Source organism: Pantoea sp. Seng (assembly GCF_009829935.1).
Lineage (GTDB): Bacteria > Pseudomonadota > Gammaproteobacteria > Enterobacterales > Enterobacteriaceae > Pantoea > Pantoea communis.
In genome coordinates, this window is the sequence record NZ_SZZV01000004.1 from 36870 (window position 1) to 60434 (window position 23565).

At 54.9% G+C, this 23565-nt stretch carries 21 protein-coding genes; 8 read left to right on the forward strand and 13 right to left on the reverse strand.

Translation table 11 applies throughout. The features are described from left to right. Positions 1–10 precede the first annotated feature (10 nt). From FD737_RS04880 to FD737_RS04890, 3 genes are read right to left on the reverse strand one after another with little or no spacing between them, the layout of a single operon-like run. Positions 11–250 (reverse strand): pentapeptide MXKDX repeat protein, encoded by a 240-nt coding sequence (locus tag FD737_RS04880; protein ID WP_097117224.1) that lies wholly within the window; start codon positions 248–250, stop codon positions 11–13. Positions 251–279: 29 nt separating this feature from the next. Then, positions 280–1068, reverse strand: coding sequence for a molybdopterin-dependent oxidoreductase (locus tag FD737_RS04885; RefSeq protein ID WP_160832861.1), 789 nt, complete (start codon positions 1066–1068; stop codon positions 280–282). A gap of 2 nt (positions 1069–1070) precedes the next feature. Continuing rightward, the gene (locus FD737_RS04890) at positions 1071–1685 is read right to left on the reverse strand and encodes a cytochrome b/b6 domain-containing protein (RefSeq protein WP_160832982.1); all 615 of its coding nucleotides are present in this window, start codon (positions 1683–1685) and stop codon (positions 1071–1073) included. Between the two features lie 137 nt (positions 1686–1822). Here FD737_RS04890 and FD737_RS04895 point away from each other — a divergent pair, with 137 nt between their 5' ends. Together FD737_RS04895 and FD737_RS04900 are read left to right on the forward strand one after the other, a co-directional pair. Continuing rightward, on the forward strand, positions 1823–2542 hold the full coding sequence (locus FD737_RS04895) for a response regulator transcription factor (protein ID WP_237448740.1): 720 nt from the start codon (positions 1823–1825) through the stop codon (positions 2540–2542). After that, on the forward strand, positions 2539–3981 hold the full coding sequence (locus tag FD737_RS04900) for a HAMP domain-containing sensor histidine kinase (protein WP_160832863.1): 1443 nt from the start codon (positions 2539–2541) through the stop codon (positions 3979–3981). The genes FD737_RS04895 and FD737_RS04900 overlap by 4 nt, the downstream gene beginning before the upstream one ends. 45 nt (positions 3982–4026) lie before the next feature. Here FD737_RS04900 and oqxB read toward each other — a convergent pair whose 3' ends face one another. After that, positions 4027–7179: a multidrug efflux RND transporter permease subunit OqxB gene (oqxB, locus tag FD737_RS04905; RefSeq protein ID WP_160832864.1), complete on the reverse strand. Its 3153-nt coding sequence runs from the start codon at positions 7177–7179 to the stop codon at positions 4027–4029. A gap of 18 nt (positions 7180–7197) precedes the next feature. Continuing rightward, positions 7198–8352, reverse strand: coding sequence for an efflux RND transporter periplasmic adaptor subunit (locus FD737_RS04910; RefSeq protein ID WP_058960001.1), 1155 nt, complete (start codon positions 8350–8352; stop codon positions 7198–7200). 295 nt (positions 8353–8647) lie between these two features. Here FD737_RS04910 and FD737_RS04915 point away from each other — a divergent pair, with 295 nt between their 5' ends. The 3 genes from FD737_RS04915 to FD737_RS04925 all read left to right on the forward strand — a co-directional run bounded on the left by FD737_RS04915 (position 8648) and on the right by FD737_RS04925 (position 9787). After that, positions 8648–8995 (forward strand): helix-turn-helix domain-containing protein, encoded by a 348-nt coding sequence (locus FD737_RS04915; protein WP_034827340.1) that lies wholly within the window; start codon positions 8648–8650, stop codon positions 8993–8995. Between the two features lie 88 nt (positions 8996–9083). Next, positions 9084–9518, forward strand: coding sequence for a ribonuclease domain-containing protein (locus FD737_RS04920; RefSeq protein WP_160832865.1), 435 nt, complete (start codon positions 9084–9086; stop codon positions 9516–9518). A gap of 2 nt (positions 9519–9520) precedes the next feature. Then, positions 9521–9787 carry a barstar family protein gene (locus FD737_RS04925; protein WP_160832866.1) on the forward strand — a complete coding sequence of 89 codons (267 nt, stop codon included), beginning with the start codon at positions 9521–9523 and terminating at the stop codon, positions 9785–9787. Here FD737_RS04925 and FD737_RS04930 read toward each other — a convergent pair whose 3' ends face one another. From FD737_RS04930 to FD737_RS04945, 4 genes are all read right to left on the reverse strand, one after another. Next, a complete protein-coding gene (locus FD737_RS04930) occupies positions 9788–12160 on the reverse strand; it encodes a virulence factor SrfC family protein (protein ID WP_097117217.1) in 2373 nt (790 codons plus the stop codon). After that, a complete protein-coding gene (locus FD737_RS04935) occupies positions 12157–15129 on the reverse strand; it encodes a virulence factor SrfB (protein ID WP_160832867.1) in 2973 nt (990 codons plus the stop codon). Before FD737_RS04935 ends, FD737_RS04930 begins: the two co-directional genes overlap by 4 nt. A gap of 2 nt (positions 15130–15131) precedes the next feature. Further along, positions 15132–16475 carry an SrfA family protein gene (locus FD737_RS04940; protein WP_160832868.1) on the reverse strand — a complete coding sequence of 448 codons (1344 nt, stop codon included), beginning with the start codon at positions 16473–16475 and terminating at the stop codon, positions 15132–15134. Positions 16476–16628: 153 nt separating this feature from the next. Next, positions 16629–17807, reverse strand: coding sequence for a benzoate/H(+) symporter BenE family transporter (locus FD737_RS04945; RefSeq protein WP_058959995.1), 1179 nt, complete (start codon positions 17805–17807; stop codon positions 16629–16631). 97 nt (positions 17808–17904) lie between these two features. Between FD737_RS04945 and FD737_RS04950 the strand changes: the two genes are divergently transcribed. The 3 genes from FD737_RS04950 to FD737_RS04960 all read left to right on the forward strand — a co-directional run bounded on the left by FD737_RS04950 (position 17905) and on the right by FD737_RS04960 (position 19536). Continuing rightward, the gene (locus tag FD737_RS04950; RefSeq protein WP_034827330.1) at positions 17905–18450 is read left to right on the forward strand and encodes a helix-turn-helix domain-containing protein; all 546 of its coding nucleotides are present in this window, start codon (positions 17905–17907) and stop codon (positions 18448–18450) included. 88 nt (positions 18451–18538) lie between these two features. Further along, positions 18539–18964 (forward strand): MarR family winged helix-turn-helix transcriptional regulator, encoded by a 426-nt coding sequence (locus tag FD737_RS04955; RefSeq protein ID WP_097117213.1) that lies wholly within the window; start codon positions 18539–18541, stop codon positions 18962–18964. Positions 18965–18981: 17 nt separating this feature from the next. Beyond that, positions 18982–19536, forward strand: a complete 555-nt coding sequence (locus FD737_RS04960) for an isochorismatase family protein (RefSeq protein WP_097117212.1) — start codon at positions 18982–18984, stop codon at positions 19534–19536. Between the two features lie 110 nt (positions 19537–19646). Here FD737_RS04960 and pqqU read toward each other — a convergent pair whose 3' ends face one another. The 4 genes from pqqU to FD737_RS04980 form a co-directional block, all read right to left on the reverse strand. Further along, on the reverse strand, positions 19647–21770 hold the full coding sequence (gene pqqU / locus FD737_RS04965) for a TonB-dependent receptor PqqU (protein WP_202404470.1): 2124 nt from the start codon (positions 21768–21770) through the stop codon (positions 19647–19649). 336 nt (positions 21771–22106) lie between these two features. Further along, the gene (locus tag FD737_RS04970; RefSeq protein WP_306439518.1) at positions 22107–22328 is read right to left on the reverse strand and encodes a DUF3606 domain-containing protein; all 222 of its coding nucleotides are present in this window, start codon (positions 22326–22328) and stop codon (positions 22107–22109) included. 263 nt (positions 22329–22591) lie between these two features. Beyond that, the gene (locus FD737_RS04975) at positions 22592–22831 is read right to left on the reverse strand and encodes a hypothetical protein (protein ID WP_237448741.1); all 240 of its coding nucleotides are present in this window, start codon (positions 22829–22831) and stop codon (positions 22592–22594) included. Between the two features lie 89 nt (positions 22832–22920). After that, a complete protein-coding gene (locus tag FD737_RS04980) occupies positions 22921–23538 on the reverse strand; it encodes a TetR/AcrR family transcriptional regulator (protein WP_097117210.1) in 618 nt (205 codons plus the stop codon). Positions 23539–23565: the final 27 nt, after the last annotated feature.

Here is a 23565-nt window from a genome sequence, read left to right on the forward strand (position 1 = left end):
ACTGACACTGTTACTTAGACATCCCGTCCTTAGACATCTCATCCTTCGCCATACCGTCTTTAGCCATGCCATCTTTCTTCATGCTGTCATGTTTCTTCATCGGTTTTTTCATGTGGTCTTTTTTCATGCCGTCGTGCGACATACCGCTTTCATTCTGCATACCATCTTTGGCCATATTGTCAGCAGCATAAGCGCCAGAGAAAGCCATCAACAGTGCGCCAGCGAATACAGTTGCAATAATCTTTTTCATCTTCATTTCCTTACAGGGTTTTGGGGAGATTAACTGCCGCCAAACCAGTTATAGCCCTGGTCTTCCCAGTAGCCACCGGTAAAGCGGTTGGTGATTTCAATTGAAATAATATGCTTGGGGTTTTTGTAGCCCAGTTTGGTCGGAATCCGTAATTTCATGGGATAACCGTATTCCGGCGGTAATATCCGACCATCCCAACTCAGTGCTAATAAAGTTTGCGGGTGCAATGCCGTCGCCATATCAATGCTGGTGTAATAATCATCGGCACAGCGAAAGCTGACATATTTCGCTTTGGTGTCAGCCCCAATCAGTTGCAGGAAGTCTCTGAATCGAACGCCGCCCCAGCGGCCAATGGCACTCCATCCTTCTACACAAATATGGCGGGTGATTTGTTCATGCTGAGATAATTTATATAACTCAGGCAGTCGCCAGCCGCGTTTATCACGTATCAGTCCGCTCAGTTGCAACTGGTAATCATCACCGTTTACCTGCGGAATATCCTCTTCACCGTAAAAGGCATTAAACGGGAAGGGCCGCGTAATATCTTTCAGGGTATATTCTGGCGCCATTTGATAACCGCTGAATAACCATCCCTGAATACGGTCATTAAAACGTGACATGCGGCTTAAAATATTTTCGATGTCAGGATTATTGTCGATGTCGCATCCGGTGAGTAACGCCACACCGCCCGCAGTCAAGCCCATGCGCAGAAATTGACGTCGTGAATGGCCAAACATTTTTTTCGCCAGAATAGTGGTGGCGTCTTTTAATAGGGCGTCAGTTTCACTGCTGGGACGTTCAATCTTTTTTATCGTCATTTTTAGCGTCCGCGTGTCATCAATAATAATGTTTTAGGTACCAGTGCCACCATGATCAGATGGATAACAACAAAGGCACATAAAAAGGCCATGGCAAAAAAGTGAATGAAGCGAGCCGTGTCATAGCCGCCCAATACTTCTCGCAAAAACGGAAATTGCACCGACTTCCACAAGACTAACCCTGAAAAGGCTAATAACATGCCATCAATGACCTCCAGAAAATACGCAAATTTTTGCACCATATTATATTGGCGTAAATCGTGATGGCTAAGATGTCCTTTTAATGCAGATAGGCCATCTTTTACTAATTGAGTCATGCTTAAGGGCAGAAAACGTTGGCGAAAACGTCCGCTCAGAAGATTCAGCGTCAGATAGAGCACGCCATTACCGGCAAAAAGCCACATTGCCGCAAAATGCCATTGCAGTGCACCACCCAGCCATCCTCCCAGGGTATAGCTATTGGGAAAATCAAATGGAAATAAAGGAGACGCGTTATAAATCCGCCAGCCACTGAGAATCATTAATGTCATCGCAACGGCATTGATCCAGTGAGTCAATCTCAACCACAACGGATGAACCTTTTTATCGGGAGCACATTTCACTCTGCACCTCTGCATATTGCTATGCCGTCTGGAATGAAGAGACTTTGCGCCGATATTGATCACAGAGTCCTCACGCAGAGTTAAACAAAATGTGATAACTCAGGGGGGCAATTCTGTATAAGATTTAAAGGATGTTCATTGAGGCGCTCAACATGGCGAAGAAGATCTTAATCGTTGAAGACGATGGCAATATTGCCGAGCTGTTGCACATTCATCTGCGTGACGAGGGCTTTGATATTACGCACGCTGCGGATGGTGATAGTGGCAGTCAACTGCTGGAAAGCCAGCGTTGGGATGCCTTGATTTTTGACATTATGTTGCCTGGTGTTGATGGGCTGGAACTGTGCCGTCGTGCACGCAATATGCCGCATTACACGCCGATTGTAATGATCAGCGCTCGCGCCAGTGAAGTGCATCGCGTACTGGGGTTGGAACTGGGCGCGGATGACTATTTGACCAAACCCTTCTCGATGCTGGAACTGGTGGCGCGCGTTGAAGCACTTTTCCGCCGCCAGGAAGCGATGAGCCAAAATTTGCGTCAGGATGCGGGAAACCTGCGTCTTGGCAGCCTGAGTATTGATCCGGTTGCCCGAGAGGTTAGGCTGGCTCAGACGTTAATTGAGCTGACGCCTCGTGAATTCGAGCTGCTCTACCATTTTGCCCGTTATCCAGGAAAGGTCTTTTCGCGACTTAGCTTGCTGAATCTGGTGTGGGGCTACCAGCACGAAGGTTATGAGCACACGGTTAACACCCATATCAACCGATTACGCCTCAAAATTGAAGCGACGCCAGCTGAGCCACGCTGGATTCTTACGGTGTGGGGACAGGGCTACAAATTCGTGGTGCCGGGTGAGGGAGATCAGGTTACATGAAACGTCTGTCACTCACTCAGCGTTTGACGCTGGTCTTTGCCCTGATGCTACTGATCAGTAGTGCGCTGATCCTGTTGATTCAGGACAACAACCGCCAGCAATACAGTGATGCCATGATGCAGAATTTATCGCGAGATCTGGCCGCTTCTATTGCCAAAAGTAGCGCATTGATGAATGCCGGAAACACCGATGCTCCGGCACTCAAGCAGCTGTTCGGCCAGATGATGTCCTACAACCCGAGCGTTGAAGTTTACCTGCTGGATGCGCAGGGACAGATTCTGGCCAATGATGCGCCAGCCGGCCATGTCCATCGCGATCGGGTCGACGTGCGTCCACTGCAAAAGTGGCTGAACGAGGCGCCACTGCCGGTGTATGGTGACGATCCTCGTTCACCTTCCGCGCTCAAAGTGTTCAGCGCTGCGCCTATTCTGGATGGCAACAGAACGGTGGGTTATCTCTATGTGATTTTGCAGGGGGAGAATTATCAACATCTGCAGCAGGGAGTAAAAATGTCCGTGCTGCGCAGCGCCATGCTTTGGTCGGTGGTGGTTATCCTCCTGCTTGGATTGATGGCGGGTGCAGCGGCCTATTATTGGGTCACAAGACCGGTGCGACAGCTGACACAAAAGGTGACAGCGGGTGCGGATGCGCTACAACGCCTTGCCGCGCTACCTCATTCCCCGCAACAGGATGAAGTGGCGCAGTTGCAAAACGCCTTTATCGATATGGCGCAGCGTATTGACGCTCAGGTACAAACGCTGGAGCTGAAAGACCAGCAGCGTCGTGAGTTTGTCGCCAACATTTCGCATGACTTGCGCACGCCGCTGATGTCGATTCAGGGTTATCTGGAGACGCTGGCAGTGAAAGCTGCCAGCTTGACCGAAGCGGAGCGCAGCCGATATTTACAGATTGCCCTGACGCAAAGTGAAAAGGTCGGCATGCTCGCACAGCAACTGTTTGAGTTAGCGCGGCTGGAACATGGTGTTGTCACGCCACAGTACGAACGGTTTTCGCTGCCGGATTTGGTTCAGGACGTGATACAGAAATTTGAGCTGGCGTTGGAGAAATCCCGCCTGAATTTGTCGGTTGATATCGCGTCGGGTTTGCCCATGATCGACGCGGATATGTCGATGATAGAGCGTGTTCTGACCAACCTGGTGGATAATGCCATCCGTCATACGCCGTCGGGTGGAAATATTACCCTGCGTCTGTGGCTGGAAGGGGAGAACGTGATGATGGAGCTGGAAGACAACGGCCCAGGTATCTCACCGGAAGTCAGTCAGACCCTGTTTGAACGCCCCTCCATTATCGATCCTGACCGTCGTGACAATGGTGGATTGGGGTTGGTCATCGTTCGTCGTATGTTGCAATTGCATCGCGGTGATATTGCCCTGAAACCCGCGCCGGGGGCCTGCTTCCAGCTCTTCGTTCCCTTATAAAAAAGGCGGCCATCTCTGGCCGCCGCAATTTACCCTAAAACAGATTTACACCGTCTGCACTTCCGCATCCGGCTGCTTGCGCGTCACCAGTTTACGTAACGTCACATAGAACACCGGCGTCAGGAACAGACCAAACAGCGTCACGCCCAGCATGCCCGAGAACACGGTAATCCCGGTGACACCGCGCACTTCAGCACCGGCACCTTCACCCAGGATGAGTGGAACGGTACCGGCAATAAAGGCAATCGAAGTCATCACGATCGGGCGCAGACGCAGGCGGCAGGCTTCCAGCGCCGCCTCGACAATTCCTTTGCCCTGCATCTCCAGCTCACGGGCGAATTCGACGATCAGAATGGCGTTCTTACACGCCAGCCCCATCAGTACCACCAGCCCGACCTGCACAAACACGTTGTTATCGCCGCCGGTGAGCCACACGCCAACCAGCGCGGACAGCATGGTGACCGGCACAATCAGGATCACCGCCAGCGGCAGCGTCCAGCTCTCATACAATGCCGCCAGCACCAGGAACGCCAGCAGTACCGCAACCGGGAAGACGATAAACGCCGTGTTGCCCTGAGTGGCTTGCTGATAGCTCAGGTCGGTCCATTCGATGTTCATGCCATTCGGCAGCACCTGGCCCGACATCGCTTCCAGCTTCTCCATTGCCTGCGCTGAAGAGAGCACGCGTGGATCGGCATCACCTATCAAGTCCGCCGCCGGATAGCCGTTATAACGAATCACCGGATCGGGGCCATAGGTGGTGGTGATGTTGACCATACTGCCAATTGGCACCATCTCGCCCTGATTGTTGCGGGTACGCAGATTGGCAATATCCTGCACGCTGTTACGGAAATCCCCGTCAGCCTGCGCCATCACACGCCAGGTACGACCAAACTTGTTGAAGTCGTTGACGTAAGAAGAACCCAGATACACCTGCAAGGTGCTAAACAGATCGGTCAGCGAAACGCCTTGCGCCTTAGCTTTATCACGATCCACCTGCACATCCAGTTGCGGCACGTTGGCCTGATACGAGGAGATCGGGAACATCATGCCGGGCGTCTGCATCACCGCACCGGAAAGGGTATTAATGGCGGTTTGCAACGCACCGTAACCTAAGCCCGCACGATCCTGCACATACAGCGAGTAACCCGAACCCTGACCCAGCCCCAGAATCGGCGGTGGCATAATCGAGAAACCAAAGCCTTGCTGGATTTTGGAGATTTTCGCGTTGATTTCAGCGTTAATTTCCGCAGCCGTACGGGTACGTTCATTAAACGGCTTCAGGCCGAAGAATACGGTGCCAGTATTCGGCGTATTGGTGAACTGCAAGGCATTCAAGCCAGGGAAGGCGACCGAATAGGCCACGCCTTCGGTGTTCATGCCGATTTCGCTCATCTTGCGAATCACTTCATCGGTACGCGCCAGTGACGAACCTTCTGGCATTTTCACGCCGCCAATCAGATACAGCTTATCCTGCGTCGGAATAAAGCCGCCCGGCACGGTGTGAAACATAAAACCCGCGCCCGCCAGCAGTATGACGTAAACGCCAAATACCGCACCGCGCCGACGCAGGGTTTTGCCGACCATCGACTCATAGCCATCGGAACTGCGCTGGAAGAAGCGGTTAAACGGACGGAAAATCCAGCCGAGTAAGCGATCAATCAGACGCGTCGGCATATCTTTCGGTGCATCATGCGACTTCAGTAGCTTGGCCGCCAGCGCCGGAGAGAGCGTCAATGAGTTAATGGCGGAGATCACCGTGGAGATGGCAATCGTCACCGCAAACTGCTTGTAGAACTGACCGGTTACACCAGACAGGAACGCCATCGGCACGAATACCGCACACAGCACTAACGCAATCGCGATAATGGGTCCCGACACTTCGCGCATCGCCTGATGCGCAGCCGCCGTCGGAGAGAGTCCCATCGCGATATTACGCTCAACGTTCTCCACTACCACAATGGCGTCATCCACCACGATACCTATCGCCAACACCAGCCCGAACAAACTGAGGGTGTTAAGCGAGAAACCCAGCAGGTAAAGCACGCTGAACGTTCCCACCACCGAAACCGGCACGGCCAGCAACGGAATGATCGATGCACGCCAGGTCTGCAAGAACAGGATTACCACCAGCACCACCAGCACAATCGCTTCAAACAGCGTTTGCACCACGGCACGGATCGAGTCACGCACGAACACGGTTGGATCGTACGGTGCCGCCCACTGCACATCGTCCGGGAAGCGGGTGGCCAGTTCGGCCATCTTGTCACGCACGGCGTTAGACAGGTCGATGGCGTTGGCCCCCGGTGCCTGGAAGATACCGATGCCGACCGCGTCCTTGTTGTTCAACTGCGAGCGCAGGGCGTAGCTACCGGAACCCATCTCAATGCGCGCCACGTCACGCAGGCGCACCAGCGAGCCGTCATCGGCAGTTTTCAGGATGATATTGCCGAACTGTTCTTCGCTCTCCAGACGCCCCTGGGTGTTGATCGACAGCAGGAAGTCGCTGGCCTTTTTGGTCGGCTCTGCGCCCAACTGACCGGCAGACACCTGCACGTTCTGCTCCTGCATAGCGCTGACCACATCAGAAGCGGTCATGCCACGTGCGGCCACCTTATTCGGATCGAGCCAGACGCGCATCGCATACTCGCCCGCCCCGAAGATCTGAATCTGACCAACGCCTGGCAGGCGCGCCAGCTCATCTTTCACCTTCAGGGTGGCGTAGTTACGCAGATAGAGTGAGTCATACTTGCCCTTCGGCGAGAACATGTGCACCACCAGCGTTAGCGTCGGTGACATCTTCTGCGTGGTCAAACCGAGTTGACGCACCTCTTCCGGCAGGCGAGCTTCTGCCTGCGCCACACGGTTTTGCACCTGAACCTGTGCCTGGTCTGGATCGGTACCTGGACGGAAGGTCACGGTGGTGACCAGCACGCCATCCGAACCGGCCACTGACTTCATGTACATCATGTTTTCGACCCCGTTGATCGCCTCTTCCAGCGGTGTCGCCACCGAATCAGCAATCACTTTGGGGTTGGCGCCAGGATATTCTGCGCGCACCTGCACACTGGGTGGCACCACGTTGGGGTATTCACTGATCGGCAGCAGTGGTATGGCGATCAGTCCGGTGGTAAATATCAAAATCGACAGTACCGCCGCAAAGATCGGTCGGTCGATAAAAAAGCGGGAGAAATCCATAACAGGCAGTCTCGATTATTATTGAGCGGAGCGCATTGCCACCGGCTGAGCTTTCACCGGCATGCCAGGCATGAAGACTTTCTGCAGGCCATTGACGATCACTTTGTCACCCGGCTTCAAACCGGATTGCACAATGCGCAGGCCATCAGCCAGCTCGCCAGCCTGAATATCGCGACGCTCGGCTTTACCCTGCGCATCGACCACATACACGTATTTACGATCCTGATCGGTCAGCACCGCTTTATCGTCGATCAACAGCGCGTTAAACGCGGCGCTGCCGGGTAAACGCACGCGGGCAAACAGACCTGGGGTGAACTGACGTTCATGATTATCCAGCGTGGCACGCATGCGAATGGTGCCAGTGCTGGCGGTGAGTTGGTTGTCGAGGAAGTCAACGGTGCCACGATGCGGATAACCTTGCTCGCCGGTCAGCGCGATTTCCACCGGCAGCGAACCGCGATTTTGTCCCTGACGTGCCATCGCCTGATACTGCAGATAGGTGGCTTCATCGACGTCGAAATAGACGTACATACGATCCTGCGACACCAGCGTGGTCAGCACGCTGGCACTGTCACCGGCGGTCACCAGGTTACCGGTGGTGATCATCGCGCGGCTGGCACGGCCATCAATCGGGGCAGTGACGCGGGTAAAATCGAGATTCAGCTGCGCCATATCAACGGCGGCCTGCGCGGAGAGCACATTGGCCTGCGCCTGACTCGCTGCAGAACGACGCTGTTCCCACTCTTCACGGGATACCACATTGGTGCCAATCAGTTTATCGGTGCGTGCCGACTCACTGCGCGCCAGCGATGCCTGACTGCGCGCGGTCGCGAGTTCAGCTTGTGCCTGCTCTAACGTCGCGCGATAGGTGCGGTCATCAATGGTAAATAGCACCTGACCCTTTTTCACGTCATCGCCTTCGCGATAGTTAACCTGATCGATATAGCCGGAAACGCGAGGGCGCAGTTGCACACTTTGCACCGCTTCAAAGCGACCATTGAAGCTATCCCATTGGCTGACTTTTTGTTCGACCACCTGCGCGACACTCACTTCGGGCGGCGGTGGCGGGGCGTTTTGCGCCACACCCCGATCGCAAGCGGCCAGCAGGCTTCCCAGCAACATCACTCCTGACAGGCTTACTGCCCGACGAACCCCATATGTTTGCAGATGCATTGTTGTTATTCCGCGTTGGTGTGAAAAAAGAAAGGACATGTACGAAAAATCTGCAACTTTTAAGATTGCATTAAAACGCGATGAGTGTAGGCTGCTGCAAACTGCATCTGCAAGAATATCTGATACACTTTATGTGCTGTTTTGATCGATCCGTTTCAGTGGGGAAAAGCCCCTACGGCGAGTGCGGCATTTAATGCAATAATAAAACTTGCATTAAATGTCATAGTCAGTCACCCTTAAAGTGTAATTGCAACTGATACTGATACTGTTCGTTAAGGCGACGGGAGAAAATGGGATGATGAGCGACGCATTTATTCACGATCTGATCGACTGGATTGATAACAACATTGAAGCACGTCTGGATCTGGACACCGTAGCAGGGCGCGCCGGTTATTCGAAATGGCACCTGCAGCGTATGTTCAAAGAGCACACCGGCTATCCGCTGGGCGAGTACATTCGTAATAAGAAACTGAAAAAATCGGCGGACCGTTTAACGACCACCAACGAACCGATCCTTAATGTGGCGATTTCACTGGGGTTTGATTCGCAGCAGTCGTTTAATCGCAGCTTCAAACGTCAGTATGGCGTGGCGCCAGGCGCATGGCGTCGACATGCCGTGCCAGCCGCGAGTGCGATGCAGTAACACCTCCGCCAGGGCCAGCCATGCTGGCCCGCGTTCTTCTTCACGATAATCCTGCTATTATCGGCGTCCTGCACTTCGGGATGTCACTATGTCAAAGAAACTCTGGATTGGACTTATTCTCGCGCTGGCCGCTACCTGGGCCGGGCTTAAGCCGCATTTAACCGGTAAAACCGCTGCACAGGGCACAGATATTGCCAAACTCACCGATGCCCACACGGTGGCGCAGTGGTTACAGCAAAATCATCAGTTGCCGGATCTTTATCTCACCAAAAGCGAAGCCCGCCATCAGGGCTGGAACCCGAGCAAAGGCGACTTGTGCAACGTATTGCCTGGCCGGGCGATTGGTGGCGATCGTTTTAGCAATCGTGAGCAGCGTCTGCCGATGAAACAAGGGCGTCAGTGGTATGAAGCCGATGTGAATTACGACTGCGGCCACCGCGATGCCGATCGTCTGCTTTACTCTTCAGATGGGCTGATCTTTCTCACCACCGATCACTATCGCAGCTTCAAACAGGTGAACTAACCATGTTGACCCTCTCTTTTGATTTCCAGCAGTTGGCCGATCGCCAGGCGTTTTACAGTGAGTTTGTGGCGCAAAGCGGCTGCAGCGGGGAGTTTGGCTGTAATCTGGATGCGCTGTGGGATTGGCTGACGGGCGGGATTGCGCTGCCGGCTGAACTACATTTACATCATATTGCACAGGCGAGCGAGGCGGAGTTTGCACCGGTGTTGGCGCTGATGGAAGAGGCGGCGCAGCAGCTGCGAGGCGAGCTGCGCCTGATTCATGACTGATTACGCGTGCAGCGGCAACAGTAGTATCGCCAGCATCTGACGGGCATTGGCGGGCAGGTCGCTGCCGCCGGTATAGCCGTTGTTTTCCACGATGACCGAATTTAATCCCACCAGCCAGTCATAGATATAATAGGCGGTATGATTGGCGGGTGCGGCTGACAAACGTGTTAAACGTTGACCTGGCGAGAAGCTCACGCTCGGCGCAGGCGGTCGGGCGAAGATGGTTTGTCCGCGATTAACGCGACTCTCAGGCCGCTCGCTCTCCGGACGCTGCAGGAAGCCGAGCCAGGCGACAAAATCACCCAACACCGTCATCGCGCGCGAGACCTGACGATCGGTACGCGCTTCATGCGCGCTGGCCTGCGCATCCGGTTCGTTAAGCGCGCTTTGCAGCTTACTTAATACCTTCAGGCGGAAGCTGGCGGTAATCAGCTCTTCTACCAGCAATTCCATGGTCGGCTTATCCACGTTCAGCAGCGTCAGCAAACTCCGGCTTTCCGGCAACTGTCGCAGATGTTCAAGCCACAGCGCAAACACCTGCTGCGGGAATTGCTGATCGCGCTGGCCGCTGCTGTTACGCGGTTCCGCAGGGGCCACCGGTTCATCTTTAAACAGGTCAAACTCAAAGCCAATACCAAAATAGCTCTGCTCAGCCGCAGCGGTTTTCGCGCTGTGCTGCACGACAGTGCCACTGCTCTGGCTCAGCCACAGCTGACGCACCGCTTCGCGCGAAGGCTGCAAGCGCTCCAGCAGTTCGCCGTGCAGGCCAGTGCGATGTTGCAAGCATTTCAGCAAGGTATCGGAAATCGCCTGCTTGCGTGCCGCCTGTTCTGGCGTGGCAGTGGATTCGGTCCACGGTTGCAAACGCTCTACCAGCTTTTGCTGCAAAGTGCTTAATTGCTGGGCCAGACGATCACGACGTGCTTCTGGCTGCATTTCATCCTGCAACCAGCTGCCCATGCGATCGACACCGGCACGATCGAGTGCCAGCATGGATCCCCAGCTCTGTCCTGGTTGCCCGATCTGACGTTGTACGGCTTCATCAACATTAATCTGCTGCTGCTGATAGCGCGCATCGTGCGGGGTAATCGCCCAAATCAGGCGTGGCTTCTCGCCGCTGGCCGCTACGGTTTGATGGATATGCCATTCACGCAGTGCGTTAACCGCAATGTCGGTATCCTGACGCTGGCTGGCGGCGGTACAGATCAGCATAAGGTCGATGCCCTGACGCGCGGCATACAGTCCCGGCAGCAGTGCGCGTTTCTGCTCCAGCAGCGCCGCCCGCAGAGGATCGCGTTTGCGCAGCTGGGCTAAATCTTCTTGCTGACCCACGTCGGCAGGCTGGCCGGGCGCTGGCAGCTCCAGCATATCGGCTTCGTCATACAGTGCCTGACGCGGCGTTGAATTCAGCGGAACAGTGATTTCCAGCGTTAGCAACGCCAGCAGGCCCAACGGCACCTGCTGTGGTTTAGCGACACGATTGGCGACAATCGGGCAGACTTCAATCATTTCCTGCCAGTCGGCATCGTTGCTGATCAGTTTTTCCGCAGGCAGCGAGGCGTCATCGGTTAACAGGCTCAGAGGTGCCAGCAGGCGCGGTGCCTGGCGCAGCTGATGACGCAGGTGCATCAGATTACGCAGCTGTTCGTTGAGTGCCACCTGATTAGGCCACAGCAACGCAAACAGCTGAATGCGGTCATCGACGTTTAACCACGGAGCAAGTTCCACCGCCTGTGGCCAGAAGTGACGATCGAGTACCTCGGCGTGACGATGCTGGCGGCGGCTCCACGCCCACAATGTAATCAAAGCATCGCTGTCGAGGCCCGGCTGTGGCTCGTCCTGACGATGGCGCTGTAAACGCTGCAGCGCGGCATCGATCACCGCACTGTCTGGCTGTGCTTCAGTTTTGGCACAGGCCAGCACCAGACGAATCAGCTCCACGTCATTGAGCAGCGTCATCTCCAGTGGCCAGGCGCTGGACTGGGTTTCACGCTGGTGGCTGAAGCGGGTGGCAATGGCAAAATCGAGATTGCCGGGATTGATGTTCTGGAAATGGTTCACAATTCTATCGCCCAGACGCGCCATAAGTTGGCCCTGCGCATCGCCCACCATTTCACTCAACAGCCAGGCTTTGCCCGCCTGTGACTGGCCAAACATCGCCAGCGTCACCGGACGTGCCAGTTGACGCGCCAGCGCATGACTTTCCACGCGCGCGCGGCGCAGTTGCAGCCGCAGCGTATCCGCTTCCAGTGCCAGACGCGGTGCCTGCGCCTGATGGGTTTCAATCCAGTTCAGTGCGCCGTCCAGCGTCTCCTGCATTAGGCTCAGACGTTTGGCGGGCGTAACAGAGGTGGCTCTCTTGGCAGTTCTCATCGTTTGCAGACGCTCCCGCTGTCAATCCAATACTGCGCGTTGGCATTGCCGGTCGCAGACAGCGTATTCAGTTTCAGACTCAGTTGTTCAAGCGGCACGCGAGTGCCGTCATCCATGCGGGCATCGCTCAGCACCAGACGCTCCGGACCAAAGTTGTCCGGCCCCGGCTGTACCGCCAGCTTGATACGCAGGATGCTTTCGCCGGCGACTTTACGTGCCAGATGCGGATCGGTGATGCTCAGACTGTACAGCGGTGAAGCTGGCCAGCGGTCATTCTCCAGCTGACGGAAACCGAGGCAGACGTTGCCGCGAATGCGGAAGCTGCTTTTACGATCCAGTGCGAAATCCCCTTTGTCGAGGTCGATCTCGCTGTAACACAGGTTGTCATCGCTCAGCGTGGCCGTTTCATCCAGCACGCCGAGATAGCGAATGGTGGAGTAAGGCTCGAAATCACCCGCACGGAACCAGAAGCTGCTGAGACGCAGATCGAGCGCCAGCAGGCACAGCATCGCGCCGACGGCAGCAGTGGATTTCGGGTTATCAATGCGGCCTTGTTTGTTGAACGGATACCAGTCGCTGGTGTGATAGCCTTCCAGCGACAAAATACGGCTGCCCGGCAGCGGCTGCAGATGGCGTACCAGTGCCTGAATGCCGGGGAAGCGCGAAGGACGGCCGGTTAACAGCAGTACATCGCACTGATACAGCGACACCACTTCGCACATGGCACGCAGGGCCGGGATGATCGCCATACGATGCTGCAGGAACTCACCGTGCAGCTGCGCCATACTGACCACCAAAGGCACATCCAGCAGATCGAAGCGGTTGTCGCCGCCCAGCGTGCGCTGAATCTCACCGTTAACAAACGCCAGCACGCTGCTGGCCGGTTTTTGTGGCACCAGCTCACCGAACAGCGCATTGATTTCGCTGTGGCTGTCGAGCGGATCCCAATTTTCGTAGCGTTCCAGCACGGCCTGCGCCAGCGGGATGAACAGCTGCAGGGTGACTTGCTGACGCAGCGTGGCTTGCCCATCCATGCGGCTGTCGTGACCAAACAGCTTGTTCATCAGCGGTTCAGCCAGCGTCAGCCCAGCCTTCTGCAGACTTTGTTGCAGTGCAGGCAGAATCCAAAGCTGAATCACATCCAGCAGAATATCGTCGCCTGCGACTTTAAAGCCTTCACGGAACAGCAGGCGCGGGGTGATTTTAACGTTGTTACCCTGGCCGTCATCGAGACGATATTGGGTGATGGCCAGATCGGTGGTGCCGCCGCCAATATCGATAGAAGCGATGCGCAGGCTTTTGCCCGGTACTTCGTCGACTTCACGTGGACGATCCGGACGCGCCATGCTGCTGAAGAAATCTTCCGCACGCCCGGCAAAGTTCACCTGGGTTTCATTGAACAGCCACACCATTTGTCCGCAGGTGGCTTCATCCCATTCCATCTGCACATCCGGCACCGGGCGCAGGCTTTTCGCCTGACTCTGCACGCTGAAATCTTCCTCAGCCGGATGCCAGCCTTCGGCTTTCCACACCAGCGCGATGGCTTCCTGCATGCGACGACGGAAAATCTCGCGTTCCGGTTTCGGCATCGCGGAAGGCAGCGTGAGGATCACATGACGCAGCTGGCGCGGAGCCTGGCTCTGCGGCATGCGCTGACGCTGTGCCACGCTGTTCATCTGCATCATCGCCTGAGCCAGCAGCTCACACAGCATAAAGGTCATCAGCGAACTGCGGCTGTAGCTGGCAGAGAACACCGGCAGGCGATCGTCTTCCGCCAGCGCGTGCAGCGGCTGGCCTTCGTCATTCAGCAACAGGGTGAAAGGCAGCGCAGTTGCCTGTGGCTCATCACTGCTGCCATGGGCGTTAAAGCGCCAGCCTGGCTGATAACGTGCTTCATCCCACAGATAACGGCGCGGGCTGGAGAGACCAGTGCTGCCTTCTGTGCCCGCGCGCAGCAGTGCAAGACGGCTGGCTTCACGGCCAACGCGCGTCAGCGATGGCCACATAAAGGCGTTTTCGCGGCCGCTTTCCAGCGAGAAGTTTGCTTTACCAAAGCGGGTTTCTGCGAATTCGAGACGGCTGTCAAACAGCTCGTTGTAGACCTGATGTGGCTCAGAAAGGTCGCGCAGTTGCAGTTCGTAAGTCTGGCGCAGTCCGTTGCTCTCTTCAGCGTGGTCTTCCACCAGAATGCCGCAGGTGTGCGAGTTACCGACGTCGAGGATGATATCGACATTCACCGCCGGGGTTTGCAGCGAGGTGGCCTGAATGTAGATCTCGGCCAGATCCAACTGCTCACCCAGCAGCTCCAGCAGGTTGAGATAGTGTGCCTGATACTCAAACTCACGCAGCGCCTGATTCAGCTCCTGCTCGCGGCGAGATTCCAGCGCGTTGACCTGCTGAGTAAAGGTTTCACGCAGCCAGCCATCCACCCAGGTGTGGTCCAGAAACTCACCCAGTTCATAGTTGTGCCAGGCAAGGGCGAAACTCACGCCGTTTTGCGCATCGGCTTTGCTCAGACCGTGCTGTTCGCCGCCGTCCTGTTCCGGCACGATACGGGTGTCAAACGCCAGCGTAATGCGATGGGTGTTACCTGCGGCATCGGGCTGTGCCAGCGGTGCCAGGTGCAGGCGTGCCCAGTTATCCGGGCCGCCAATAAAACGGCGACCGCTGGTGCAGCGCAGCACCGGCAGCGGCAGCCACTGGTGTGCCAACAGCGTTAACGAATCTGCCAGTGCAATGTCCGACTCGGGACGTACCACCTCTGCTGCACCGCCATCTTCGGGATAGAGCAAAAATTTGCCGCTGTTACCGTCCACGTTCAGTCGCAGCAGCGGACCGTTAGCGGTTTGACGAACGAACTGGCGGCGCGCCTGCAAGGCAGGCAGACGTAAGCCAAAATCGAGAAACTGCACACCGCTATCTTCAATCAGCGTGATTTTTTGTTTGTCATCGATGAGGGGAGCCAACATGTTTACTTACTCTCACGCTTAATCGTCAACGGGAAGACCTGATCTGCGCCGTACTGCGCAGTACAACTGGCAATGCCATCACCGGCTTTACACACCAGTTCCGGCATGCGGTAGCGCGATTTGTCGCTGCAGGTCGCAGTATAGCGGCTGCGAACCACCATGGTGCCGTCCACCGTCATTGCGGCAGTCACATCGGCTTTACAGCGGATATTGTCGCCCTGTGTAATGGTAGCGATGCCTTTGCCGTTACGGAGCTGGTAACGCAGGCTCGGTGGCTTACCGGTTGGCAGGTTAGTTTGTCGTAATATCACGCGCCAGGTGCCGTTGATAAACTTCACGGAGCCAATACGCGCATCTTCGGTGGTCATCACCAGGTCATCGGCCTTGGCCGGTTCCGTATGTTCAGCAATCACCTCAGGCGGCGCAGGAGGCGCGGCAGGCACAGGCGCAGCGGTGACCGTGGCGGTTTTTTGTGGCAGCGTGGCGGCCAGTTTCTCAGCTTTCGCGACCACTGGCGGTGGCGTGAAAACGGGAGCCGGTGCATCGGCAACCTGGGCAGGCGGTGGGGCTTCAGGCGCTGAGCTGTGCAGCCAGAACGCTACGCCAGCCGCAGCCACGGCGGCAACCGGCAGCAGCAATGCCAATGGACGCAATGCGGAAGGGCGGCGAACAGGCGGCTGTTCAACTTTAGGCTCAGGCTCAGGTGCGGGTTGTGGCGCTTCAGGTTCAGGCTGGGCGATCTCAACGGGCTCTTCCACCACGGGTGCAGCCACAACGGCAGGCACTTCAATCAACGGCGCAATAACCGGCGCCACGATAACCGCAGCCGGTGGTTCTGGCAGCAACGGCGGTAAATCCTCTTCGAGGCTGTCGCGCAGACAGGCCAGTGCGTCATCGCGTGAGCGCGCCTGCGGATCGACAAAGCCCCAGAAGGTGATGACGGGTTTGCCATCAACCAGATAAACATATTGCTGATCCGGGAACTGCAACGTCTTGCTCAGTAAGGCGCCAAACAGGCGCATCGCCGGATTCTCCGCGTCACGCGCGCGTAAACTTGCGGCCAGTAAATCCTGCTGGTTGAGCGTCAGGAGTTCCAGCGCTTTTTGCCGCTCATGATCGCTGGCACCGCGCCAGGATTTTACTTTGCCGTTAAAGGGCGCATACCAGTCGAGGCGGTCCCCACGTTCGTTAGCCTGGGGAATGGCAAGGCAGTTTGCCAGCGCCGTCTGGCGACGTAAACGCAGTGTTTCACGGATTTGCAGGGCAGAAGCCCAGACCGGCTGGCCGTTTTCACCCAGTGCCAGTACCGAATCCAGATTGCCGCTGCGCAGAAAAGTTTTTGCCACTCGTAGGGCCCTTATCGGTGGTTGCCTGAAGCAAAATAGTGTGTGTATTTGGCGATACTGGTGATCTTAAGCCAAATGCAGGGGAATCAAACGGCTGATAAAGGGGGAAAAACAGGGTGTTTTTCCCGCGTGTAAGCGTCGGTTGCTGAAATTTTAAGCGCGTGCGCGGTGGCTCAGCACCAGATGGGTGATCATGCCGCCGATTAATCCCCAGAAGGCAGAACCAATCCCCAGCAGAGAGATACCACTGGCGGTGATTAAAAAGGCGACGATGGCGCTGTCACGGTGATCGGGCTCGGCGAGCGCGCGTTGCAGGCTGCCGGAGAGGGTAGCCAGCAGCGCCAGCCCGGCCAGCGTGGCGATCAGCACCTGCGGCAAGGCACTTAACAGAATGGCAATCAGCGCGCCGGTAAAGCCAGTCAGCAGATAGAAAATCCCGGCAATCGCGGAGGCCATCCAGCGTCGTTTCGGATCGGCATCCACATCCTCTCCCATGCAAATGGCAGCGGTAATGGCCGCTATGCACACCGAAAAGCCGCCGAAAGGAGACAAGATCAGCGCAATAAAACCGGTCCAGCCAGTAAGAGCGGAAACCGGCGGTTGGTAGCCATGCGCCTGTAAGGTCGCAATGCCCGGTGCATTTTGTGAGGCCATGGTGACCAGAAAATAGGGCAATCCAACCCCAATCAGCGATGCCAGCGTGAACTGCGGCATGATAAATTCCGGCACGCTCAGCGTCAGAGCATGCGGCGGGAAATGAATCGCCTGCTGACCCACCGCCACCAGCACGCCAGCGATCAGCGCCAGAATGATGGCATAGCGCGGCAGCCAGCGTCGGCTTAACAGCCACACCAGACACATACTGCCGCACAGGGCGAAGTTGCCTTGTAAACCGGTAAAGGTGCCAATACCGAAGCGCAGCAAAATCCCCGCCAGCATTGCCGCGGCCAAAGATTGCGGAATGTGGTTCATCAAGCGGGCAAACAGTCCGGTTACGCCACTCAGTACGATCAGCGCATTGGTCGCCACAAAAACGCCGACCACTTCATTTAAGGTCAGGCCCTGCACGCTGGTGGCCAACAGTGCCGCCCCCGGCGTCGACCAGGCGGCCAGAATGGGCATGCGTGTCCACACCGAAAGACCGAAAGAGGCGAGACCCATGCCAATGCCGAGCATCGAAAGCCATCCGCCGATTTGTTCCGGCGAGGCGCCTGCAGCCTGAGCGGCCTGAAAAATCAATGCGGCAGTGCTGCTGTATCCCACCAGCACCGCAATAAAGCCGGAAACCAGCATAGGGAAAGAGAAAGCGTTGCGCGAAGTGGCGGTGATCATCGATTTGCATCCTGCTGTGCGTTATAACGCACACTATTGCACGAGTGTGTTATAACGCACAAGTGCTACACTGCGCGCGAATTTGCCAGGAGATAGCATGGAAAATCTGCATCAACATTTGAGCCAGGCGTTAAAACAATTGCGTCAGGCGAACGGCTGGAGCCTGACACTGGCAGCGGATCGCACCGGTGTCAGCAAAGCGATGTTGGGCCAAATCGAACGCGGTGAATCCAGCCCGACGGTGGCGACATTGTGGAAAATCGCTACCGGTTTCAATGTGCCTTTCTCGTTTTTTGTTCAGGGTAGCGATCAACCGCCGGGTATCGCCGCGACGTTTAGCCAACCCAATGCGCAAATGCAGGTGAAGCCGCTGCTGCCATATGATGCCGCGTTGCGTTTTGATCTGCTGGAAGTCACCCTTGCTGGCGGCGCGCAAAGCGACTCTTCCGCGCACGAAAGTGGCGTGATTGAGCAGGTGGTGGTGCTGGAAGGTGAACTGCTGCTGTGCGTGGAGGGAACCTGGCGTCGCCTGCTCAACGGCGAAGCGCACCAGTTTGCGGCGGATGTCGCGCACAGTTATCGCAATCCCCTCAGCACACCGCTGCGTTTTCACAGTTTGATTCATTACATCAAGCGGCCGTGAGTGCCAATTACAAATTGATACGAAGGTTAACTACACAGTTTGCCTTCGTATTTATATGCTCGCGCTTCATCAGTAAGGAGAAGGTGCCATGAGCGACCTGAATAGCGCGGCTGCGACTCTACGCAGCGTGAATGGCAAACTGGCGCGACGTCTGCGCGAATCGGCCCCACCGGGCGATCTTACCTGGCCGCAGGTTTCTGTGTTGGGATATCTGGTGCGCGATGGCGCAATGACGGTAACTGAACTGGCCGGGTTAGAAGGCGTGCGCAGCCAGTCGATGGGTGCGACCGTTGCCAGCTTGCAGGCGCAGGGGTTAGTGAAAGGGGAAGCCGATCCGCTGGACGGCCGTAAAACCCGCTATCTACCGACCGAAAGCTGCCTGAGGCTGATCGCCGCCAATCGTGCACAACGTGATGACTGGCTACTCCAAAGCATGGCAACCACGCTTAATAGTGCGGAGCAGAAAATTTTAATGGCCGCTATTCCCTTACTGCAACGTATTGCCGACCAATAATCCTGAGAGGAATTCCCATGGCTTTAACGACCTTAGACGCAAAAACCGCCCTGATTGTGATTGACCTGCAGCACGGTATTGTCCGTCTTCCTGTTGCGCCTTTGTCAGCCGATGTCGTGGTTGAGCGTTGTGCACAGCTGGTTAAGGCGTTTCATGACAAAAACCTGCCGGTGGTGAAAGTGAATGTCGCCGGTGGCGCACCAGGCCGTAACGAGCAGGCGCGTCATAGTGGCGAACTGCCAGCCGACTGGGCTGTGCTGGTACCGGAAATGGCGCTGAAAGCCGATGAAATTGCCGTGACGAAAAAGACCTGGGGTGGTTTCCACAATACGGATCTGCACGATCAGTTGCAGCAGCGTGGTATCACTCAGGTGGTGGTGTGCGGTATCGCCACCAGCATTGGCGTGGAATCCACTGCGCGTCAGGCTTACGAGCTAGGTTACAACGTCACGCTGGCAACAGATGCGATGACCTGTCTGAACGCTGATACCCACCAAAACAGCGTTGAGCGTATCTTCCCGCGTCTGGGCGAAACCGGCTCAACCACCGACGTGCTGGCTCTGCTGAAGTAAAACGACTGGTCAGGCATGCTCATGCACTGCATGCGCATTGTCAAAACGGCATAAAAAAAGCCCTGCAATCCGAATAAGGTTGCAGGGCTTTTTATCAGGCGCGATGTCAGTTACTGAAACGCATAACTTACCGTCAGACCAACACTGTAGTTGCGTCCTGGCGCCGGCTCGTAATAGCGACCGTTGCTCTCATTGACGATCACTGAACCCACATAGGTGCGGTCAAACAGGTTATCCACGCGACCAAACAAGTCCAGCGTCCAGTTCTGTACCAGCCACTTATAACCCGAGTTCAGGCCAAATACGGTATAAGAGGGTGCTTTGACATCATTTTCATCGTCCGCTGCAATGTCGCTCATGTAGCGCACATCACCGCCGGCATACCAGCCATGATCCGGCGCATAGGCTAACCCGGCATAGGCCATATTACGTGCGATGCCTGGAATACGGTTGCCGTCACAGCTTTCAGTGCCACAGGCGTTAGAGCGATAGCGCGCATCCAGCAAGGTCCACGCCGCTTTCAGGTGCCAGTCATAACCAAACTCCTGATCCAGACCCAACTCCAGCCCGCGACGACGGGTTTCACCGGCATTTTTATAACTGGTGCGGCCTTCATAGCTGCTGTCAGAGACGATTTCGTTTTTGGTATCGGTCTGGAACACGGCGGCGGTAATTAAACCGTTACCGATACGCTTTTTAGTGCCCAGCTCAACCGTATCGCTGGTCGCCGGCTTCAGATTGAGGTTCAGGCCAGACTGATCGGCTGAGCGATAAGACAACTCATTTAGCGTAGGCGTTTCAAAGCCACGGCCCGCAGACACATAGGCATTCCAGCTATTATCAATCGCATATTTCAGTGAGGCGGCAGGCAGCCAGCGGTGATAACGTCGATTACCGCTGTCATCGGGATCGCTGGAAGTGACGTAATAATCGTTGGAGTCGAAATTCACCGTGCTCAAACGCACACCAGCATCCAGTGACCACTTATCGGTGAACTGCCACGCCGTTTGCAGATAAGGATCGAGGTTCCACATCAGGTTGCGTTCATTGCGGCGCATATCACCCTGCACGCCGTAATCCGTCACGCCATTGCTGGTGGTGAAATTCTGATAACCCTTACGCTTTTCGGTCATGGTTTCATAGTCGAGACCAGCCGTCAGCGTCACAGGAAGGGTGAACACGGTATCGCGATGGGTCCAGCGCGTATCAATCCCCTGATAGTGGCGAGCCAGCGAAATCACGCCGCCGGGATAGCCTGCTTTCAGCTGGGTCGCCATCGGAATCGATTGATACTGCGTGGTTTCACGCTCACCGGCGTACATCATTACGCTGAGATCGTCATTCTCGCTCATCTGGCGCTGATAGTGCAGCCCAGCCTGCGTTTGGTCGACGGTTTTGCGCGCGTTGTAAAGCGTCACGTTACTTGCAACCTGACGCGGATTATCTTTCCATTGCGCCTCGGTCAAACCGCCGGGATCCTGCGCATCCACGTGAACGCTGTTAAACAGTAGCGTCAGGGTGCTGACATCATCAATGCGCACACCGAGTTTGGCGTTACCGAGGTTTTTCTCTGCCGAGCTGTGATCGCGATAGCCATGGGTGGTAAAGCGCGAGGCCGACACGGTGTAATTCACGTCGCCGGCGTGCGTGCCATCACCGGTCGCACCGCTGGCTTTGACGCTGTTGCGCCAGCTGCCGTAGCTGCCGTACCAGGTGCTGGCTTCCAGCGTGGTAGGCTGCTGGCCGGTTTGGGTCTCGACATTAATGACACCGCCCGACGAGTTGCCGTACAGGGCTGAGAAGGGGCCGCGCAGTACTTCAACGTGATCAATCGAACCAATGTCGATATTTGAGGTTTGTCCCTGACCATCGGGCATCGTGGCGGGAATACCGTCGACATAAAGACGGATACCGCGCAGGCCAAAGGTTGATCGCGAGCCAAATCCGCGCACGGAAATTTGTAAATCCTGCGCATAATTTTGACGGTTCTGAATCTGCATGCCCGGCACGCTGGCGAGATTTTCCGAGAGGTTGACGCGTGGTGCCGCATGACGCATATCCTCACCAGACACCACACTCACCGCCGCGGGCGTATCCAGCTCTGACAAACCGGTGCCCGCGGGCGCGGCACTGACGACCATGGTATTGCTGGCATTATCCGCCGCCATCAATTGCAAAGGGAATAATGCAGGCAGCATCAGCAACGGTGCCTGTCGCAGTAAAGCAATTTTCATTATGAAAGACCGTATAAAAGACGTGGAATGAACCAAATGGAACATTAATCGCGCATATGTTAATAGTTTTGCCGATAAATGGTATTACATTTTCACGCATTATATTAAATAAATGCTGTTATTAGCGTTTTATACCTCAGGCAGGGAGAGGGCTGTGACGTTTGATGTGTAAAGGCCGTTGACTCATGGCTATTTTGTTGGCTATGGGCTGAACAGGGACAACGCAAACGACTGAGCGGCTGCCGGATGGATTCATAAGCCATAACGATAATGAAACTGCGCTCACGTTGTCCTTATGCGTCTATCCCGCCAGTGTCATGACGATGGCCTATCACCTTAATAAGACTGAGGTTGTCGGGCAGGAGGATGCTCAGTGAGCCATCGGCGAACAGCTTCGGTCTCTGATCCTACTTCTCGCACCGCCCGGGTAAGTCTTTCCTGAGTCGTATGCAGAGTGAGCGTCCAGTAAGTGATTTGCCACTGTTCAGATAATTCAATGCGCGACAAATTTGACGGGATGCGACGCTGTATAGGGTCTTTCATTTTTATTATCCTCATGACTTAAAAACATAATTAATTCTTATCTGATGAGGAGGTGATTTTGTTTTTTTTCTGCGCTGGGGAAAGCAGATTATTCCCTATTACTTTGTTTGAGCCATGATTGGGATGTTTCTTATACAGAAACGAGAAGAATAAGCGTAACGGCAAGCACTGGCTCATGATGTTATCGAATACAAAAAGGATGTCGGCGACACGAAACGATGATTGCTCAAAATAGAGATATTAAAAGCAATCAAACGGATGCGCTTTTTATTTATAAGCTAACAAGACAATAATTTCTTAAAAATATTTGAATAGTGCCTTTTAACTGATGATTCTTCAGCTTCATCCAGCTTTTTGAGCAATTCAAAACACAGTGTTTTACGACTGAGCGTTTTTCCCGCGCTTAAAATTTCGCCCACAACGCGCCCCAGGGCTTCCTCTTCTGAAATATCTTTTGGAGGTGCCGCATCCTGCTCCATAGCCATTCTGTGATTCTTCGCTACATCATTGATGCACATATCAATTCCTCTTAGGGATCACAGGCGTCAGGAGAGCGCTATGATTAAATTTAATTAGGAAATGACTATTTCCTAATATGGCAAATGAATTATTCCAGAACCTTCATCACCATAGTAATGGTTTTTTTCCCATTAGTCACATCCTGAACTTTACCAACCACACGCATGCCGAATGCCACGCACAGCAATAAGCCTGCCGCAGTTTCAGCATCCAGTTGAGAGGAAATAGATCCGTCTTTCTGGCCTTCAATAATAAGCGAAACGAGAAAGTTTTGATTACGCAACACGGCCTGCCTGACTAACGCTGAAAGTTCTTCATCCAGCGTTTGCAGTTCAACCGTGCTCCCAACAACCAAACAACCTCTACGCCCTTCAATCTCAACCGCAGAGTCTAAATAAAATTGCAGTAATTCCTCAATCCGCGATCTGCCATCCGGGAAATGTTGCAACCGCTGACGTAAATCGGCATTACGGAGGGCAATGTAGCGTTCAAATACCCGCAAAAAAAGGGTGCGCTTATCAGTAAACGCCTTATATATACTTCCAGCCGTTAAACTCATGGCTTCGCCCAGGTCGGCTATTGATGAAGCGTGATAACCTTTCTTTCTGAATACTATCATTGCTTTATCTAAAACGTCGTCCATATCGAAGACTCGGGGTCTTCCACGTTCTCGAGTGACTTTTAAGCTTTGGTTTTCTGATGACATCGGTAATTATTTATAGAGTGTTAATTT